This is a genomic window from Pararhodobacter aggregans (assembly GCF_003075525.1).
GTDB lineage: Bacteria > Pseudomonadota > Alphaproteobacteria > Rhodobacterales > Rhodobacteraceae > Pararhodobacter > Pararhodobacter aggregans.
In genome coordinates this window covers 84,796-101,500 of sequence record NZ_QDDR01000001.1, presented here as the reverse complement: position 1 = coordinate 101,500, position 16,705 = coordinate 84,796, and the positions used below count along the sequence as shown (strand labels likewise).

Here is a 16,705-nt window from a genome sequence, read left to right as displayed (position 1 = left end):
GCTCAGCCTCGAGACGGCAGCGCGCCATACCCGCCGAGGAACAGCGCCACCACCCTGTCGGCCAGTTCCTCGGGGCCGACAGGCCCCTCGGCCCTGTACCAGGTGTAGGTGAAATTTATCATGCCGAAGAACAGCATCGTATCAATCTGCGAGATCACCCGGTCCTCGGCGATATCCGGGCGGATCTGCAACAGCGCGTCGCGCACATAGGCGATGAGCTGGCGCTCCTTGGCGACGATGCTCTGCCGCTGCTCTTCTGGCAGGGCGTCGAGACAAGTGAGCAGCACGACATGGCGGTCGCGAGACACGGAATAGACCTCGAGAAACAGCTTCACCATCTGGGTGAACCGCTGCTTGGGGTCCAGCTCGCGGTAGAGTACCGGCCGCAGGCGATCCAGCAGCGCATCGACATGCGTTTCCAGCATCTCGCGCAGGATCGCTTCCTTGCCGTCGAAGTAATGATAAAGCCGCGACTTGGAGCAATCGCAGGCCTCGGCGATATCGCCGATCGAGGTGGCGGCAAAACCGCGCCGGGCAAAGACCGAGGCGGCGCGGTCGATGATCGTGTCGTGGATATTGTCGTAATCCGCGGATCGGGTCCTGGCCACGGGGCGCCTCCGAAAATGAGTATGTCCGTTCGAGGTATAAGCGCTCAGCGCCCCGCTGCCAACCGCCAGCATCCCGCGGGAAAAGAGGTATCCGGGATGATTCTTGATTTGATTAGTCCAATCGTTCGGACTATTAAAGACCCAGAGCGACGGCGACCCCGAGTCCCGCCGGAGGAGGAGGAGGACGACACCGATGCACCATGCCCCCATCGAATCGCTGGACCGCGACGGGATCCTGGCCCTGCAACGCGAGCGGCTGGCAGGTTTCGGCCGCCATCTGGCGCAATCCGAGACCTGGCGCGCCCATTTCGCCAAGGCGGGCATGCGGCCCGAGGATCTGGCGGCGCCCGACGGGCTGGAAAACACCCCCTTTCTGGAAAAGTCGGATCTGCGCGACCATTACCCCTTCCCCTTCCTGACCGTGCCGATGGACGAGGTGCTGCGCTTCGTCGCCACCTCGGGCACCACCGGCTTGCCGGTCCTCTTCGGCATGACGCGGGCGGATTTCGAGACGCTGCTGCCCGCGCAGATGGCCCGGCTGCTGACCGCCGCGGGTGTGAAACCCGGCAGCCGCGCCTATCAGGGCTATGGCTATGGTCTCTGGATCGGCGGGCCGGCGCTGGATCAGGGGTTCCGGGAACTGGGCTGCACCAGCTTCCCCATCGGCCCGGGCCGCGGCGATCTGGCGGCGCGCTGGCTGAAGGACCATGCCTATGACGTGGCCTCCATGTCGCCCCTGTGGCTGATGAGCCTGGTGCAGGCGGCCCGCGCGCAGGGGATCGACCCGAAAACCGACTGGGCGCTGACGACCGCGATTCTGGGTGGGCAATCCGTCTCGGCCGAGTTCCGGGCGCAGCTGGAGGCCGAAATGCCCGAAGGCTTCCAGTCGCACAACATCTACGGCACGACCGAGGCGGGCGGGCCGGTGTTGGCCATCTCGACCCCCTACACCCATGCCGATGACGAGCTGCACCTGCTGAACGAAGACACGATCATCACCGAGATCCTCGACCCGGTGACGCTGAAACCCGTCTCCGAGGGGGAGGTCGGGGAAATCGTCATCACCACCATCGCCAAACAGGCCTCGCCCGTGGTCCGCTGGCGGACCCGCGATCTGGTGCGGCTCTCGCCCCGGCCCTACGATTGCCCCTCGGGGCGGCGGGGGATGCGCAAGATCGGGCGGATCATCGGCCGCTCGGACGACATGATAAAGTTCAAGGGCGTGATGGTCTTCCCCTCGCAGATCGAGGACGTCATCACCGGCGTCCCGGGCGTCGTCAAGGAAGCCTGGCAGATCTACATCGACAAGGAGCGGGTGACCATCGGCAACCTGACCGTCGCGGTCGAGGCCACCAGCCGCGACGCCCGCCCCGCCGCGCAGATCGAGGAACAGATCTGCCGCGAGGTGCATGCGCGGCTCGGCATGTCGATCCGCGTCGAATGCCACCCCGAGGGAACCCTGCCCCGCTACGAGGCCAAGGCGGTCCGCGTCCTGCACCGGGCCGAGGCATGAGCGACCCGCTGGCCCCGATCCGCGCCGGGTTGGCGGCGCGGGTGGCGGGCTGGGGGGCGATGGACCTGCCCGCGATCCGCACCGATTTCGCGGCCTTCCTGGCCGATGTCGGCCCCCGGGGCGCGGCCCTCGCCCAGCCCCGCCCCGCGGTGGTCGCGGGGCTGGAGGCCGTCTGGATCGGCGATCCCGCCGCAAAGCCCGGGCTCTATCTGCACGGCGGCGGCTTTCAGATCGGCGGCATCGCCTCGCATGCCGGGCTGGTGGCGCGGCTGGCGCAGGCGCTGGGGCTGCGGCTGCTGCTGCCCGCCTACCGGCTGGCGCCCGAGCACCGCTATCCCTCCGCCAGCGACGATGCGCTGGCCGTGCTGCGCGCCCTGCAGGCGGCGGGCGAGGCGCCGGTGGCGATGCTGGGCGATTCCGCAGGCGGGGGGCTGGCGCTCGGCGCGGCGATCCGGGCGCGGGACGCGGGCCTGCCGCTGCCCCGGGCGCTGATCCTGCTCTCACCCTGGCTCGACCTGTCGCTGTCGGGCGCCAGCTACCGGGATCTGGCGGGCGAAGACCCGTTCTCGAAACCCGCGCAACTGGCCGCCATGGCGCGCAGCTACCTCGGCCGCAGCGGCCCCGCGCCCGAGGATCCCGCCGTCTCGCCGCTCTTTGCCGGTCTGCACAGCCTGCCGCCGCTGCTGATCCACGCGGGCGGCGCCGACATCACGCTTGACGATTCCCGGGCGCTGGCCGCACGGCCGGAGGGCCGCGTCACCCTGCGCATCCACCCCGGCATGTGCCATCATTTCCAGGTGTTCGAGGCCCTGCCCCAGACCGACACCTCGCTGGCCGAGATCGCCGGTTGGTGGCGGGCGCTTCCCCGCTGAGCCCCCTCCCCGGGCCCGTTGCGCAACGCACACGGCCATTCACGGCGCTTTCACCTTCGCTTGAAACCCTGAATGCGTGTTTGCACTCTGCGGCAATGGGCATAAATTCGGGACCGTATCCGGGCGAGGGAAACCCGGGGACTTCAGAATGACCAAGGGGAAATCATCATGACGCATCACCAGGTACGCGCCGCGGGCGCCCTGGCAATTGCGCGTCCGACCCGGGGCTGGGTCGCTCTGCGCTGGCTGAATATCCTGGGTGTAATGCTGCTGGCAGCCGCGATGGCGCTGCCCTTGCACGCGCAGGACCGCCCGGTCAGCTTCGCCGATCTCGCCGATCAGGTCAGCCCGGCGGTGGTGAACATCACCACCTCGACGACCGTGGCCGCGAACCTCGACCAGACCATGCCGAACCTGCCCGAAGGCGCGCCCTTCCAGGACTTCTTCAACGACTTCTTCAACCGCAACGGCCGCCAGCAGCCGCGCCCGCGTCAGAGCCAGGCTCTGGGCTCGGGCTTCGTCATTTCGGCGGACGGCTATATCGTCACCAACAACCACGTCATCGAGGGCGCCGACGAGATCGAGGTCGAATTCTTCGACGGCCGCCGTCTGGACGCGACGCTGGTCGGCACCGATACCGCCACCGACATCGCGCTGCTGAAGGTCGAGGCCGACAGCGACCTGCCCTTCGTGCCCTTCGGCAATTCCGAAGAGGCCCGCGTGGGTGACTGGGTGCTGGCCGTCGGCAACCCGCTGGGTCAGGGCTTCTCGGTCAGCGCGGGCATCATCTCGGCCCGCGGCCGCGCGCTGCAGGGCAATTACGACGATTTCATCCAGACCGACGCCGCCATCAACCGCGGCAACTCGGGCGGTCCGCTGTTCAACATGGGCGGGCAGGTGATCGGCGTGAACACGGCGATCCTGTCGCCCAACGGCGGCTCGATCGGCATCGGCTTTGCCATGTCCTCGCATGTGGTGGAACGCGTGGTGTTCCAGCTGCAGGAATTCGGCGAGACCCGCCGCGGCTGGCTGGGCGTGCGCATCCAGGACGTGACCTCGGACGTGGCCGAGGCGCTGGGTCTGGAACGGCCCGAGGGCGCGCTGGTGACCGAGGTCATGGACGGCCCGTCCAAGGCCGCGGGCGTGGAGACCGGCGACGTGATCCTCAGCTTCGACGGGGTGCAGGTTGCCGATACAAGGGATCTGGTGCGCCGCGTGGCGGATGCCGGCGTCGGCCGCGACGTCGAGGTCGTGGTGTTCCGCAACGGTGCGGAAGAGACGCTGCATGTCACCCTCGCCCAGCGCGACGAGGAACGCCTGACCCCGGCCGCGGGCAGCAATGCGCCGCAGGCCCCGGCTGAACCGACGATGATCCTGGGTCTGGATCTGGTGCCGCTGAGCGACCAGATGCGCGCCGACATGGGCATCGCGCCCGGCGTCGAGGGGCTGGTGGTCCGCGACGTGGAAAGCGGTTCGGACGCGGAGTCGAAGGGCCTGCGCGCCGGGGACATCGTGACCGAGGCCGGCCAGCAGCCGGTCACCTCGATCGAGAGCTTCAACGCCGCCCTTCAGGCCGCCCGCGACGCCGGCCGCCGGACCCTGTTGCTGATGGTCCGCTCGGGCGGCGACCCGCGCTTCGTGGCGCTGGCCATCGAATAACCGCCCGGCAGAGGCGATACCTCGAAACCTCGAAACCGGGCGTCCGCGCCCGGTTTTTTCATGCCTCCAGCCACAGCGGGCAATGGTCGCTGACCTCGGGCGCGCGGATCACCTCGAACCGGCGGACCGGCACCTGCGCGTTGACCATCAGGTAATCGGCGAAGCGGTCGGGCTTGGTGTAGCGCGCGGTCCGCGTCCCGGCGAAGCCGCCGCCCGTGACCAGATCGCTGAGGCCCAGCCGTTCCAGCCGCCGCAGCGTCTGGCTGTCCGGCCGCACGTTGAAATCCCCGCAGGCCACGACCGCATCCCCGGGTTCGGCCAGCCCGTCGATCAGCGCCGCGAACCGCTCGGCCTGTGCGGCCCGTTCGGGCGTGTCGGCCTTGCCCGCCGCCTTGTCCCTGAGGCCATGCATCTGCGCCACGACCCAAGGTCGCCCCTCGGCCCAGAGCCTGAGCACCATGGCGTTGCGCGGCCGGGGATGGGCGCCGTAATCGTGATCAGAATAGGCGCCATGCACGAAACCCGTGGCCTGCCCGATCACCGGGATCGTTTCCCGCACGAAACAGGCCAGCCCGAAATGCGAGGGCACCGCCTGATCGCCCTCCCACAACAGACCGCTTCCCGCCGGGCTGAACAGCACGGCATGGCCGGGCAGGACCGCCCGCAATTCGTCCAGCATCCGGGCGCGCTGCGGCAGGACATGGGCGCCGTCGCGGTATTCCAGCCAGTCCTTCCCGGCGCCCGGCGTATGCACCACCTCCTGCAGGCAGAGCACATCCGCGCCCACCCCGGCGATCCAGGGCATCAGCGCCTCGTGCAGGACCCCGCCCCAGGCGTTGAGGCAAAGGAGGCGCATCAGACCACCCGCACCCCGTATTCCCTGAGCTTCGCGTCCACGAATGCCGTCTCGCCCGCGCTCAGCACCTGCGCGCGGGGATAACGGGGCTCGGCGCGGTCATCCAGCACCGGCACCTCCCAGCCGTCCGTGGTGGCGAAGAAGTCATGCGCGCCGGCCTCGCCGAATTCGCGCAGATAGCCCTGCACCACCACATCGAGGTAACTCAGCAGAATGGGTGCCGGATCGTCCTGCACCACCATGGTCACCACCGGCACCGCATAGACCTGCGCCGCGACGCCCACGTCGCCCTCGACCGTCAGGCCCGAGGGGATGGCGTGGCGGTCATAGCCCTCTTCCCTCAGGTCGAGCGCCGCCCAGTCGCCGCCCGGCACATGCGCCACCAGCCCGTCGATGACCGAGCCCGGGTCGGGCACCCCGGTCAGAAACGGCGTGACCCGCCCCACGGTGTGCTTCCACGCCCGCCGCCAGCCGGTCAGCCGCGCGCGATAGGCCGGGGTGTAGACATGGGTCTGGCGGTTCACCAGCGAGCCATAGCCAAAGAAGAAGGGTTCGGACACAGCGCTCTCCCGCGTTTTGCCCAAGGCTTGCCCAATGCCGGTGCAAGGTGCAAGCCCATGGCCACGCCCCCTTGCCATCGCCATGTCGCTCTTGCTATCCAAGGTGTCGTGAACACGGGAGAATCCGGCGGCCTCCAAACCCGCCGGTGCCGAAGGAGCAACCGCCCCGGTAAACTCTCAGGCGCAAGGGACCGCGTTCACATTGGAACTCTGGAGAGTGGCGTTCCGGCGCCCGCCGAAGGGATAACGATCTCAGGCGCTCACGGCCGTATCGGTCACGGGCAGGGACAGAGGGGGCACCAACCGGCGCGGGATCGCGCCCTTCTGGTGCCGGTCGCACGACCGGAGGGAGACTTCGGCATGACCGACCTGAGGCGTACCTGCCTTTACGATCTTCAACGCGAACTGGGGGCCAAGATGGTGCCCTTCGCGGGCTATGAGATGCCCGTGCAATACCCGATGGGGGTGATGGGCGAGCATCTGCATTCCCGCGCGCAGGCCGGGCTCTTCGACGTCTCGCACATGGGGCAGGTGATCCTGCGCGCCCCCGCTCAGGCGCTTGAGGCGCTGGTGCCGGTCGATGTGCAGGGCCTGGCCGAGGGGCGCCAGCGCTATGCCATGTTCACCAACGCGGCCGGCGGCATCCTTGACGACCTGATGATCGCCAACCGCGGCGATCACCTGTTCCTGGTGGTCAACGCCGCCTGCAAGGAGGCCGACATCGCCCACCTGCAGGCCCATCTGCCGGGGGTGGAGCCGGTGACGGACCGCGCCCTGCTGGCCCTGCAGGGCCCCTTGGCCGAGACGGCGCTGGCCCGGCTGATCCCCGGCGTCGCGGCGATGAAATTCATGGATGTGGCAGTGCTGGATTGGGAGGGTGCGGCGCTCTGGATCTCGCGCTCCGGCTACACCGGCGATGATGGCTATGAGATCTCCCTGCCCGAGGACCGCGCCGAGGCCTTCGCCCGCGCCCTGCTGGCGATGGAGGAGGTGGCGCCCATCGGCCTCGGCGCCCGCGATTCGCTCAGGCTCGAGGCCGGGCTCTGCCTCTATGGCCACGACATCGACACCGAGACCTCGCCCGTCGAGGCCGGCCTTACCTGGGCCATCCAGAAACGCCGCCGGACCGAAGGCGGCTTCCCCGGCGCCGACCGCATCCAGCGCGAACTGGCCGAGGGGCCGTCCCGAAAGCGCGTGGGCCTCCTGCCCGAGGGCCGGGCGCCGATGCGCGACGGCACCGCGCTGTTCGACAGCGAGACGGCCGAGGCGCCCGTCGGCACCATCACCTCGGGCGGCTTCGGCCCCTCGCTGCAGGCCCCCATCGCCATGGGCTATGTTCCCACGGCGCTGGCCGAACCGGGCACCAGGCTCTGGGGCGAGGTGCGCGGCAAGCGCCTGCCCGTCCGGGTCGCCAAAACCCCTTTCCGTCCCTCCACCTATCGCACATGAGGCAATCGCGATGAAATTCACCGAAGAACACGAATGGCTGCGCGTCGACGGCGATCTGATCGTCGTCGGCATCACCGAACACGCCGCCGAACAACTGGGCGATGTGGTGTTCGTGGAACTGCCCGAACCGGAAACGCAGGTCGCCAAGGGCGACGAGGTCAGCGTGATCGAATCCGTCAAGGCCGCGTCCGACATCCTGGCGCCTTTGGACGGCGAGATCGTCGAGGTGAACGGCGCCATCGTCGACAACCCCGGTCTGGTGAACGAGGACCCGCTGGGCGAGGCCTGGTTCTTCAAGATGAAGATCGACGACATGAGCGCCCTCGACGATTACATGACCGAGGACGAGTACAAGGACTTCATCGGCTGATCCCATGGCGGTCCTGTCCATCGTTCCCAACCTGCCCGCCCGCGACCCCGTCGGGCTGGCCGAATTCTACCGGCAGGTCCTGGGCCTGACCGTGGATTTCGAGATGGGCTGGATCGCCTTCCTCGGCGCCCCCGCCACGGCCCGGGCCCGGCTGCAACTGGCGGCCGAAGGCGGCTCGGGCACCGAGCTGCCGGCGATTTCCGTGCTGGTCGATGACCTCGACGCGGCGCTTGCCGCCCTGCGCGCGACCGGGGCCGAGCCCGTCTACGGCCCCGTCACCGAACCCTGGGGCATCCGCCGGTTCTACCTGCGCGACCCCGAGGGCAACCTCGTGAACGTGGCCCATCACACCGAGGGCGGCGATGATTGACCCGCCCGCCTATGACCCCGGCCGCATCGACCGGGCCGAGCGGTTCATCGCCGCCCCGCCCGAGCGCCTGTTCGCCGCCTGGACGACGCCCGGGGATCTGGTCCGCTGGCTGCCGCCCGAAGGCGCCGAGGGCCGGATCGACGCGCTCGACCCCGTGCCCGGCGGCGCGCTGCGCATGGTGCTGCGCTTCACCGATGGCGCGAAGGGCAAGGCGGGGGCGCATCACGACGTGGTCCGCGCCCGTTTCGTCACGCTCGACCCGCCCGGCCGCGTGGTGCTGGACGTGGATTTCCCCAGCCTCGACCCGGCCTTTGCCGGCACGATGCGGATGGACTGGCGCTTTTCGCCCGAGGGCTCCGGCACCCGCGCCCGGGTCGAGGCCAGCCGCGTCCCGCCCGGCATCGACCCCGATCAACACGCGACGGGGCTTGCCTCGTCGCTCGACAATCTCGCCCGCCTGACGGAGCTGTCATGACCTATTCCCCCACCGCCTATGACCCCTATGATTTCGCCAACCGCCGCCACATCGGCCCCTCGCCCGCCGAGATGGCCGAGATGCTGGCCGCGACCGGTTGCCAGACGCTGGACCAGCTGATCGACGAGACCATCCCGCCCTCGATCCGGCAGGACCAGCCGCTGGGCTGGGCGCCCTTGTCCGAAGGCGGCCTCTTGGCGAAAATGCGCGAGGTGGGGGCGAAGAACAAAGTCATGACCTCGCTGATCGGTCAGGGCTATTACGGCACGATCACCCCCCCGGCGATCCAGCGCAACATCCTGGAGAACCCCGCCTGGTACACCGCCTATACCCCCTATCAGCCCGAAATCGCCCAGGGGCGGCTGGAGGCGCTGCTCAACTTCCAGACCATGGTCGCGGATCTGACCGGCCTGCCGGTCGCCAATGCCTCGCTGCTCGATGAATCGACCGCCTGCGCCGAGGCGATGGTCATGGCCCAGCGCGTCGCCAAGTCGAAGGCCAAGGCCTTCTTCATCGACGCCAATTGCCACCCCCAGAACATCGCCGTCATGCAGACCCGCGCGGCGCCCCTCGGCATCGAGATCCTGACCGGCCAACCCGAGGATCTGGACCCCGCGCAGGTCTTCGGCGCGATCTTCCAGTATCCCGGCACGCATGGCCATGTCCGCGACCTGACCGACAGCATCGCCGCGCTGCACGGCACCAAGGCCGTGGCGATCGTGGCCACCGACCTGCTGGCGCTCTGCCTCATCAAGGAGCCGGGCGCGATGGGCGCCGATATTGCCGTGGGTTCGGCCCAGCGCTTCGGCGTGCCGATGGGCTACGGTGGCCCGCATGCCGCCTTCCTGTCCTGCGCCGATGCCCACAAGCGGCAGATGCCCGGGCGGCTGGTCGGCGTCTCGGTCGATTCGCGCGGCAACAAGGCGTACCGGCTGGCGCTGCAAACCCGCGAGCAGCATATCCGGCGAGAGAAAGCCACCTCCAACGTCTGCACCGCGCAGGCGCTGCTGGCGGTCATGGCCTCGATGTACGCCGTGTTCCACGGGCCCATGGGCCTGCGCGCCATCGCCGAACGGGTGCATTTCATGACCGAACGGCTTGCCCGGGCGCTGAAAGCCGCCGGGGCCCGGGTGGAGCCCGAGGCCTTCTTCGACACGATCACCGTGGAAGTGGGCGTGGGCCAGACCGGCATCCTCGCCGCCGCCCGGCATGAGGGGCTCAATTTCCGCAAGATCGGCACCCGCCATGTCGGCATCGCGCTGGACGAGACGACGGACGAGAACGTCCTGCACCGCGTGCTGAAAGCCTTCGGCATCGACGCCGCCCCGCCGCATCGCGCTAAACTCGGCTTCCCCGAGGCGATGGCCCGCGAAAGCGCCTATCTGACCCACCCGATCTTCCACATGAACCGCGCCGAATCCGAGATGATGCGCTACATGCGCCGCCTGTCGGACCGCGATCTGGCCTTGGACCGGGCGATGATCCCGCTGGGCTCTTGCACCATGAAGCTGAACGCCGCGGCCGAGATGATGCCGATCACCTGGCCCGAATTCGGCTCGCTGCATCCCTTCTGCCCGCCCGATCAGGCGCAGGGCTATGCCGAGGTGATCGCGGATCTGGGCGCGAAACTGTGTGAGATCACCGGCTATGACGCCATGTCGATGCAGCCCAATTCGGGCGCGCAGGGCGAATACGCCGGGCTCCTGACCATCCTCGCCTATCACAAGGCGCAGGGCGCGCATGACCGCAAGATCTGCCTGATCCCGATGTCGGCGCATGGCACCAACCCGGCCTCGGCCCAGATGGCGGGGATGGAGGTGGTGGTCGTCCAATCCTCGCCCAATGGCGACATTGATGTCGAGGATTTCCGCGACAAGGCGGCGAAGGCCGGCGACAAGCTGGCGGCCTGCATGATTACCTACCCCTCGACCCATGGCGTGTTCGAGGAAACCGTGCGCGAGGTCTGCCGCATCACCCACCAGCACGGCGGGCAGGTCTATATCGACGGCGCCAACATGAACGCCATGGTCGGGCTGGTGAAACCCGGCGAGATCGGCGGCGATGTCAGCCACCTGAACCTGCACAAGACCTTCGCCATTCCGCATGGCGGCGGCGGCCCCGGCATGGGCCCGATTGGCGTCAAGGCGCATCTGGCGCCCCACCTGCCCGGCCACCCGGAAACCGGCGGCAGCGAAGGGCCGGTGTCCGCCGCGCCCTATGGATCGGCCTCCATCCTGCTGATTTCCTGGGCCTATTGCCTGATGATGGGCGGCCCGGGCCTGACCCAGGCGACCCGCGTGGCGATCCTGAACGCCAATTACATCGCCGCCCGGCTGACCGGCGCCTACAAGGTGCTGTTCATGGGCAACAAGGGCCGCGTCGCGCATGAATGCATCCTCGACACCCGCCCCTTTGCCGAGGCTGGCGTCACGGTCGAGGACATCGCCAAGCGCCTGATCGACAACGGCTTCCATGCGCCGACGATGAGCTGGCCAGTGGCCGGGACGCTGATGGTCGAGCCCACGGAATCCGAAACCAAGGCCGAGATCGACCGCTTCATCACCGCGCTGCTGGCGATCCGCGAGGAGATCAGGGCGGTCGAGGCGGGCGAGATCAGCGCCGAAGCCTCGCCGCTCCGCCACGCGCCGCATACGGTCGAGGATCTGGTGGCCGACTGGGACCGCGAATATTCGCGCGAGCAGGGCTGCTTCCCGCCCGGCAGCTTCCGGGTCGACAAATACTGGCCGCCGGTGGGCCGGGTCGACAACGTCTATGGCGACCGCAACCTGTTCTGCGTCTGCCCGCCGCTGACCGATTACGCCCAGGCCGCAGAATGAGGGTCGCGATCTTCGGCGCGGGCGCCGTCGGCTGCTATTTCGGCGCCATGTTCGCCCGCGCGGGCACGCCGGTCACCCTGATCGGCCGCCCCTCGCTGGTCGAGGCGGTGACCGAGCACGGGCTCATCCTGGAGAAGGACGGCCAGACCGAGGTGCTGCAGGTCGAGGCGACGACCGACCCCGAGGCGGTCCAGGGCGCCGGGCTGGTGCTGGTCTGCGTGAAATCGCCCGATACGGCGACGGCGGGCAAGGCGATCCGCCGCCACCTCGCCCCCGGCACCACGGTGATGAGCCTGCAGAACGGCATCGGCAATGCCGAAATCCTGGCCGAGATCCTGGACCGCCCGGTGCTGCCCGTGGTGGTCTATGTCGCGGCGGCGATGGCCGGACCCGGCCATGTGCTGCACCGCGGCCGGGGCGATCTGGTGCTGGGCGAAGGCCCCGGCGCCCAGGCGGCGGCGGCGCGGTTCCGAGCGGTGCAGGTCCCGGCCGAGGTCTCGGCCCAGGCCGAGGCCGCGCTCTGGACCAAGCTCACGCTCAATTGCGCGCTGAACGCGATCTCGGCGCTGACGCTGCGCGATTACGGCACCATCGCCCGCCGCCCCGAGGCGCTGGCCACCTTCACCGCGCTGGTCGAGGAATGCCGCGCGGTGGCGAGCGCCAGTGGCGTGACGCTGCCCGCCGACATGCTGGACCGGGTGCTGGCGCTGACGACGACCATGCCCGGGCAGCTGTCCTCGACGGCGCAGGACGTGATGGCGGGCAAGCGGACCGAGATCGCCCAGCTCAACGGCGAAATCGCCCGCCGCGGCGCGGCGCTTGGCGTGCCCGCGCCGCTCAACCGGGCGCTGGCGATGATGGTGGACCTGCTGGAAGAGCGCTGAGAGGGGTTTCGCCCTCGTTGCCCGCTGCCGCGGGCGCCTCGGGCGACCGGCGGCGCGGCGTGCCGCCGCGCCGAAGAAAGGGGGGCTTTCTGCCCCCCTCTTGGCCCAAGGGCCAATTCACCCCCCGAGGATATTTGAGGAACAAAGAAGGCGGCTTAACGCCCTCTTAACCTTCATCTTTGTTCTCTAAATATCCTCGGGGGTTTCCAAAGGGGGCCCGAGGGTCCCCTTTGGCTGGGGGTGAGCGGTGTCTCGGAAACGCGCCAGTGGCGCGCCTCTCGCCGCGAACGCCGCGCCCGTGGCGCGGCTGGGAGTCGAGGGGGCTGGCCCCCCGCTTCCGCCCGACCTCGCCGCGGGTTACTGCGGCCAGGTCTTCGCCACCATCGTCAGCACATCGTATTGCGCGACCACGGCGCCGGTCTGGTTGGTGACGCGGCAATCCCAGCGGACCTCGCCATGGTCGGCGTTTTCGCGGGGGTTGATCTCCTTGCAGGTCAGTTCGACCCCCAGCACGTCGCCCGGGTTGACCGGGGTCAGGAAGCGCAGATTGTCGACGCCGTAATTGGCCAGGACCGGGCCCGGATCGGGCTGCACGAAGAGGCCCGCGGCGAAGCTGACGATCAGGTAGCCATGCGCCACGCGGCCGTCGAAGAACGGGTTCGCGCGGGCGGCTTCCTCGTCCATATGGGCGTAGAAGGTGTCGCCGGTAAACGTGGCGAAATGCTCGATGTCCGCAAGCGTCACCTCGCGCGTGGCGGTGACGATCCGGTCACCCACCTTGAGGTCCGCCAGCGATTTGCGGAACGGGTGGATGTCCTCGCGGGTCGGCGCGCCGGGGATCCAGCGGCCGGTGACGGCGCTGAGGAGCTTGGGCGTCCCCTGCACCGCGCTGCGCTGCATGAAGTGTTTCACGCCGCGGATGCCGCCCATTTCCTCGCCGCCGCCCGCCCGGCCGGGGCCGCCATGCACCAGATTGGGCAGGGGCGCGCCGTGGCCGGTCGAGGTCTTGGCCGAGGCGCGGTTGCCCAGCAGGATGCGGCCGTGGAAGGGGGCCATGCCCAGAACGGCCTGTTCGGCGACCTCGGGCGAGTCGGTGAAGACCGAGGCCGCCAGCGAGCCCTTGCCGCGCTGGGTCAGCGCCACGGCCTCCTCCAGATCGTCATAGGGCATGAGGGTCGAGACGGGGCCGAAAGCCTCCACGTCATGCACGGCGCGGGCATCGCCCGGCCGGTCGCAATAGAGCACCACGGGGTTGAGGAAGGCGCCCGCGTCGGGATCGCCCGAAGTGAGCGTCACCGCATCGGGGTTGCCGACCACGATCTCGGCATCGCCCTGCAGGTCGCGGATCCGGGCCCGGACCTCGTCGCGCTGCGCCATCGAGGCGAGCGCCCCCATCCGCGTGGCCTCGTCGCCCGGCAGGCCGACGCCCATCTTGGCCAGCGCCGCAGCCAGTGCCTCGGTCACCGCCTGAACCTGCGCGCGGGGCACCAGGACGCGGCGGATGGCGGTGCATTTCTGCCCGGCCTTCACCGTCATCTCGCGCACCACTTCCTTGACGAAGAGGTCGAATTCCGGCGTCCCGGGCCCCGCATCCGGCCCCAGCACCGCCGCATTGAGGCTGTCGGCTTCCATGGTGAAACGCACCGAATTCTCGACAATGGCCTTCGAGGTCCGCAGCATCCGCCCGGTATTGGCCGAGCCGGTGAAGGTCACCACGTCCTGCCCCGTCACATGGTCCAAGAGGTCGCCGGTCGAGCCGCAGATCAGTTGCAGCGCCCCCTCGGGCAGGATGCCCGACTCGACGATGCGGCGGACCACCAGTTCGGTCAGATAGGCGGTCTGCGAGGCCGGTTTGATAATGGCGGGCATCCCGGCCAGCAGGGTCGGCGCCAGTTTCTCCAGCATGCCCCAGACCGGGAAGTTGAAGGCGTTGATATGCACCGCAACACCCTGCAACGGCGTCAGGATATGCTGGGCGCTGAAGCTGCCGTCCTTGGACAGGCCTTCGACCGCGCCCTCGGTCAGCACGCGGGTGTTCGGCAATTCGCGCCGACCTTGCCCGGAATAGCTGAACAGCGTGTGAAACCCGCCCTCGATATCCACCATCCCGTCGCGCGGCGTGGCGCCGGTCGCCAAGGACAGCGCGTGGAACTCGGCCTTCCGCTCGGTCAGCGCCTTGCCCAGCGCCTTCAGCATCTCGGCCCGCTGGTGGAAGGTCATCGCGCGCAAAGCCCTGCCGGATTTGCGCCCGTAATCCAGCGCCCCCGCCATATCGAGGCCTGAGGCGTCGATCAGCGCCACCGGCGACCCGGTGCCCGCGTCCCGCAGCAATTGGCCATCCCGCGATCCGGCTTTCCATTCACCGCAGATGTAGCTTTTCAGCCGGAGGGGGGTCTGATCCGTCATGACGGGTCCTTTCAGAGCGTGAGGTCGGTGCGGAGGGCGGCGATCTCGGCCTCCCATTCCGCCAGCATCGCGGCATTGGTCCGGTGCCGGAGCCCCAGACGGCTGAGGCGTTCGAAGCGCGCCGAATTGGCCGCCCCGAACCCTGCCGCCACCCGCGGCAGCCAATAGGCGAGCGAGGCTTCGGCCGCCGCGCGCCCGCCCTCGGTGCGGGTGATCTGTGTCAGGCCCTCGATGCCGAGTTCTGCGTGGCGGGCCTCGACGGGCGCAATGGCGCGGAACACCTCGGCCAGCGGCTGGTAGCTGACCTGCGACAGTTCCGTCAGCTGCACCTTGGCCGCCAAGCCCTGCAGCACGTTCATCACCACCGCGTCGATCCAGCCCTGCAACGGGTAGTGGAAAACCGAGAGCCGCATGTCGCCGTCGCGCCGGGTCGCGCCGATATCGGCGTCCCGGGGCAGGCGGTCGGCCCAGGGATGCACGCCCTCGTAGCGGTCGGTATCGACGCCGAACTCGGCCATCAGCCGCAGCACGCGCTCCGCATGATCGGCCTTTTCCAGCGTGATCTTGGCCGCGGCAATGCGGCTCTTGATCCCCGGCGCGTCGTTGATCGAATCCGCGAACCCGGCCGAGGCCGCCAGTTCGCTGTCCACAAACGACGCCATCAGCCGCAGGAGTTCCCCCCGGTAGCGGGCGGGCACGTTCCCGGGCGAGGTCAGCTTGCCGCCATGGGCCAGATAGTCCTCGATGCTCATCTCGGTCATGGCGTCCTCACTGATCGTAGCTGACGACGACGCGGTCGCTCAGCGGATAGCATTGGCAGGTCAGCACATAGCCCTGGTTGACCTCGTAATCCTCGAGCGCGTGGTTGGTCATCATCTCGACCTCGCCCTCCAGCACCTTGGCGCGGCAGGTCGAACAGACCCCGGCCTTGCAGGCATAGGGCGCGTCCAGATTGGCCCCCAGCGCCGCATCGAGCAGGCTTTCGCCCGACTTGGGCATCCGGAAGGTGCGGGTCGCGCCGTCCAGCGTCACCGTCGCCTCGCAGGCTTCGCCGCTGTCGGCGACCTGGCTCACCGCCTTCTTGCGCGCGCGCCCCGGCTGGCCCGAGGCAAAGAGCTCGAACTTGATCTGCCCGTCGCTCAGCCCGTGTTCCTTGAGGCTGGCGGCAATGGTCAGCATCATCGGCTCGGGGCCGCAGATGAAGGCGGTGTCCACGCTTGCCGGATCGACCCAATGGGTGAAAAGGGCAGACATTTTCTCGGCATCGACCCGGCCTGTGAACAGGTCGATTTCCTGACCTTCTGCCTCCAGCACATGCACCACCGACAGCCGCCCGAGGTAGGAATTCTTCAAGTCCTCCAGATCCTCGCGGAACATGATCGAGTTGATCTGCCGGTTGGCATAGACCAGCGTGAAGCGGCTTTTCGGCTCGCGCGCCAGCACCGTCTTCAGGATCGACAGGACCGGGGTGATGCCCGAACCCCCGGCGAAGCCGAGGTAATGACGGCCCGCCCCCGCATCCAGCGCGGTGTGGAAATTCCCCATCGGCGGCATGGCTTCCAGCACCGCGCCGGGCGCCAGGTTCTCGTTGGCCCAGGTGCTGAACGCGCCGCCGTCGACGCGCTTGATGCCGACCTTGAGCAGGCCCTCATCCAGCCCCGCGCAGATCGAATAGGACCGGCGCAGCTCCTCGCCGTCGAACTCGCGGCGGAAGGTCAGGTACTGGCCCTGGATGAACGCGAAGCGCTCGGCATCCTCGGGGCGCGGACGCAGCGTGACGACGACCGCGTCACGGGTGTCTTTCTTCACCTCGACCACGTCGAGGGGCAGGAAACGGGCCATGGCC

Annotated in this window: 15 protein-coding genes and 1 riboswitch; of the genes, 9 read left to right on the top strand and 6 right to left on the bottom strand. The window is 68.7% G+C overall.

Features of this window, described 5'->3' with window-relative positions:
* Window positions 1-2: 2 nt before the first annotated feature.
* Window positions 3-608 carry a TetR/AcrR family transcriptional regulator gene (locus tag DDE23_RS00515; RefSeq protein WP_107754606.1) on the bottom strand — a complete coding sequence of 202 codons (606 nt, stop codon included), beginning with the start codon at window positions 606-608 and terminating at the stop codon, window positions 3-5.
* A gap of 193 nt (window positions 609-801) precedes the next feature.
* Here DDE23_RS00515 and DDE23_RS00510 point away from each other — a divergent pair, with 193 nt between their 5' ends.
* The 3 genes from DDE23_RS00510 to DDE23_RS00500 all read left to right on the top strand — a co-directional run bounded on the left by DDE23_RS00510 (window position 802) and on the right by DDE23_RS00500 (window position 4,652).
* Window positions 802-2,121, top strand: coding sequence for a phenylacetate--CoA ligase family protein (locus DDE23_RS00510; protein WP_107754591.1), 1,320 nt, complete (start codon window positions 802-804; stop codon window positions 2,119-2,121).
* Window positions 2,118-2,993 (top strand): alpha/beta hydrolase fold domain-containing protein, encoded by an 876-nt coding sequence (locus DDE23_RS00505; RefSeq protein WP_107754590.1) that lies wholly within the window; start codon window positions 2,118-2,120, stop codon window positions 2,991-2,993. The genes DDE23_RS00510 and DDE23_RS00505 overlap by 4 nt, the downstream gene beginning before the upstream one ends.
* 168 nt (window positions 2,994-3,161) lie before the next feature.
* Entirely contained in the window at window positions 3,162-4,652 is a 1,491-nt protein-coding gene (locus DDE23_RS00500) for a Do family serine endopeptidase (RefSeq protein WP_107754589.1), read from the top strand.
* 58 nt (window positions 4,653-4,710) lie between these two features.
* On the opposite strand, the gene DDE23_RS00495 is transcribed toward DDE23_RS00500, so the two are convergent.
* Both DDE23_RS00495 and DDE23_RS00490 read right to left on the bottom strand, forming a co-directional pair.
* Window positions 4,711-5,508, bottom strand: coding sequence for an endonuclease/exonuclease/phosphatase family protein (locus tag DDE23_RS00495; protein ID WP_107754588.1), 798 nt, complete (start codon window positions 5,506-5,508; stop codon window positions 4,711-4,713).
* Window positions 5,508-6,068 (bottom strand): gamma-glutamylcyclotransferase family protein, encoded by a 561-nt coding sequence (locus tag DDE23_RS00490; RefSeq protein ID WP_107754587.1) that lies wholly within the window; start codon window positions 6,066-6,068, stop codon window positions 5,508-5,510. Before DDE23_RS00490 ends, DDE23_RS00495 begins: the two co-directional genes overlap by 1 nt.
* 105 nt (window positions 6,069-6,173) lie before the next feature.
* A riboswitch (glycine riboswitch) is annotated at window positions 6,174-6,272 on the top strand.
* A 156-nt stretch (window positions 6,273-6,428) separates the two neighbouring features.
* On the opposite strand from DDE23_RS00490, the gene gcvT reads away from it, so the two are divergent.
* The 6 genes from gcvT to DDE23_RS00460 are packed head-to-tail and all read left to right on the top strand — an operon-like array spanning window position 6,429 to window position 12,453.
* A complete protein-coding gene (gene gcvT, locus DDE23_RS00485; protein WP_107754586.1) occupies window positions 6,429-7,517 on the top strand; it encodes a glycine cleavage system aminomethyltransferase GcvT in 1,089 nt (362 codons plus the stop codon).
* Between the two features lie 10 nt (window positions 7,518-7,527).
* A complete protein-coding gene (gene gcvH / locus DDE23_RS00480) occupies window positions 7,528-7,887 on the top strand; it encodes a glycine cleavage system protein GcvH (protein ID WP_107754585.1) in 360 nt (119 codons plus the stop codon).
* Window positions 7,888-7,891: 4 nt separating this feature from the next.
* Window positions 7,892-8,257, top strand: a complete 366-nt coding sequence (locus DDE23_RS00475) for a VOC family protein (protein ID WP_107754584.1) — start codon at window positions 7,892-7,894, stop codon at window positions 8,255-8,257.
* The gene (locus DDE23_RS00470; RefSeq protein ID WP_107754583.1) at window positions 8,250-8,732 is read left to right on the top strand and encodes an SRPBCC domain-containing protein; all 483 of its coding nucleotides are present in this window, start codon (window positions 8,250-8,252) and stop codon (window positions 8,730-8,732) included. The genes DDE23_RS00475 and DDE23_RS00470 overlap by 8 nt, the downstream gene beginning before the upstream one ends.
* Window positions 8,729-11,569 carry an aminomethyl-transferring glycine dehydrogenase gene (gcvP, locus tag DDE23_RS00465; RefSeq protein ID WP_107754582.1) on the top strand — a complete coding sequence of 947 codons (2,841 nt, stop codon included), beginning with the start codon at window positions 8,729-8,731 and terminating at the stop codon, window positions 11,567-11,569. The genes DDE23_RS00470 and gcvP overlap by 4 nt, the downstream gene beginning before the upstream one ends.
* Window positions 11,566-12,453 (top strand): ketopantoate reductase family protein, encoded by an 888-nt coding sequence (locus DDE23_RS00460; protein ID WP_107754581.1) that lies wholly within the window; start codon window positions 11,566-11,568, stop codon window positions 12,451-12,453. Before gcvP ends, DDE23_RS00460 begins: the two co-directional genes overlap by 4 nt.
* Before the next feature lie 357 nt (window positions 12,454-12,810).
* Here DDE23_RS00460 and paaZ read toward each other — a convergent pair whose 3' ends face one another.
* The 3 genes from paaZ to paaE are packed head-to-tail and all read right to left on the bottom strand — an operon-like array spanning window position 12,811 to window position 16,701.
* Window positions 12,811-14,859 carry a phenylacetic acid degradation bifunctional protein PaaZ gene (paaZ, locus tag DDE23_RS00455; protein WP_107754580.1) on the bottom strand — a complete coding sequence of 683 codons (2,049 nt, stop codon included), beginning with the start codon at window positions 14,857-14,859 and terminating at the stop codon, window positions 12,811-12,813.
* Between the two features lie 11 nt (window positions 14,860-14,870).
* Window positions 14,871-15,620: a Phenylacetic acid catabolic protein gene (locus DDE23_RS00450; RefSeq protein WP_107754579.1), complete on the bottom strand. Its 750-nt coding sequence runs from the start codon at window positions 15,618-15,620 to the stop codon at window positions 14,871-14,873.
* A gap of 7 nt (window positions 15,621-15,627) precedes the next feature.
* A complete protein-coding gene (paaE, locus tag DDE23_RS00445; RefSeq protein WP_107754578.1) occupies window positions 15,628-16,701 on the bottom strand; it encodes a 1,2-phenylacetyl-CoA epoxidase subunit PaaE in 1,074 nt (357 codons plus the stop codon).
* Window positions 16,702-16,705: the final 4 nt, after the last annotated feature.

Bases quoted from the DNA above. Each gene is read 5' to 3' on its own strand.
- DDE23_RS00450 (WP_107754579.1), bottom strand. From the start codon at position 15,620: ATGACCGAGATGAGCATCGAGGACTATCTGGCCCATGGCGGCAAGCTG.
- DDE23_RS00470 (WP_107754583.1), top strand. From the start codon at position 8,250: ATGATTGACCCGCCCGCCTATGACCCCGGCCGCATCGACCGGGCCGAG.
- DDE23_RS00510 (WP_107754591.1), top strand. From the start codon at position 802: ATGCACCATGCCCCCATCGAATCGCTGGACCGCGACGGGATCCTGGCC.
- paaZ (WP_107754580.1), bottom strand. From the start codon at position 14,859: ATGACGGATCAGACCCCCCTCCGGCTGAAAAGCTACATCTGCGGTGAA.
- gcvP (WP_107754582.1), top strand. From the start codon at position 8,729: ATGACCTATTCCCCCACCGCCTATGACCCCTATGATTTCGCCAACCGC.
- paaE (WP_107754578.1), bottom strand. From the start codon at position 16,701: ATGGCCCGTTTCCTGCCCCTCGACGTGGTCGAGGTGAAGAAAGACACC.
- DDE23_RS00460 (WP_107754581.1), top strand. From the start codon at position 11,566: ATGAGGGTCGCGATCTTCGGCGCGGGCGCCGTCGGCTGCTATTTCGGC.
- DDE23_RS00505 (WP_107754590.1), top strand. From the start codon at position 2,118: ATGAGCGACCCGCTGGCCCCGATCCGCGCCGGGTTGGCGGCGCGGGTG.
- DDE23_RS00495 (WP_107754588.1), bottom strand. From the start codon at position 5,508: ATGCGCCTCCTTTGCCTCAACGCCTGGGGCGGGGTCCTGCACGAGGCG.
- DDE23_RS00500 (WP_107754589.1), top strand. From the start codon at position 3,162: ATGACGCATCACCAGGTACGCGCCGCGGGCGCCCTGGCAATTGCGCGT.
- DDE23_RS00475 (WP_107754584.1), top strand. From the start codon at position 7,892: ATGGCGGTCCTGTCCATCGTTCCCAACCTGCCCGCCCGCGACCCCGTC.
- gcvT (WP_107754586.1), top strand. From the start codon at position 6,429: ATGACCGACCTGAGGCGTACCTGCCTTTACGATCTTCAACGCGAACTG.
- gcvH (WP_107754585.1), top strand. From the start codon at position 7,528: ATGAAATTCACCGAAGAACACGAATGGCTGCGCGTCGACGGCGATCTG.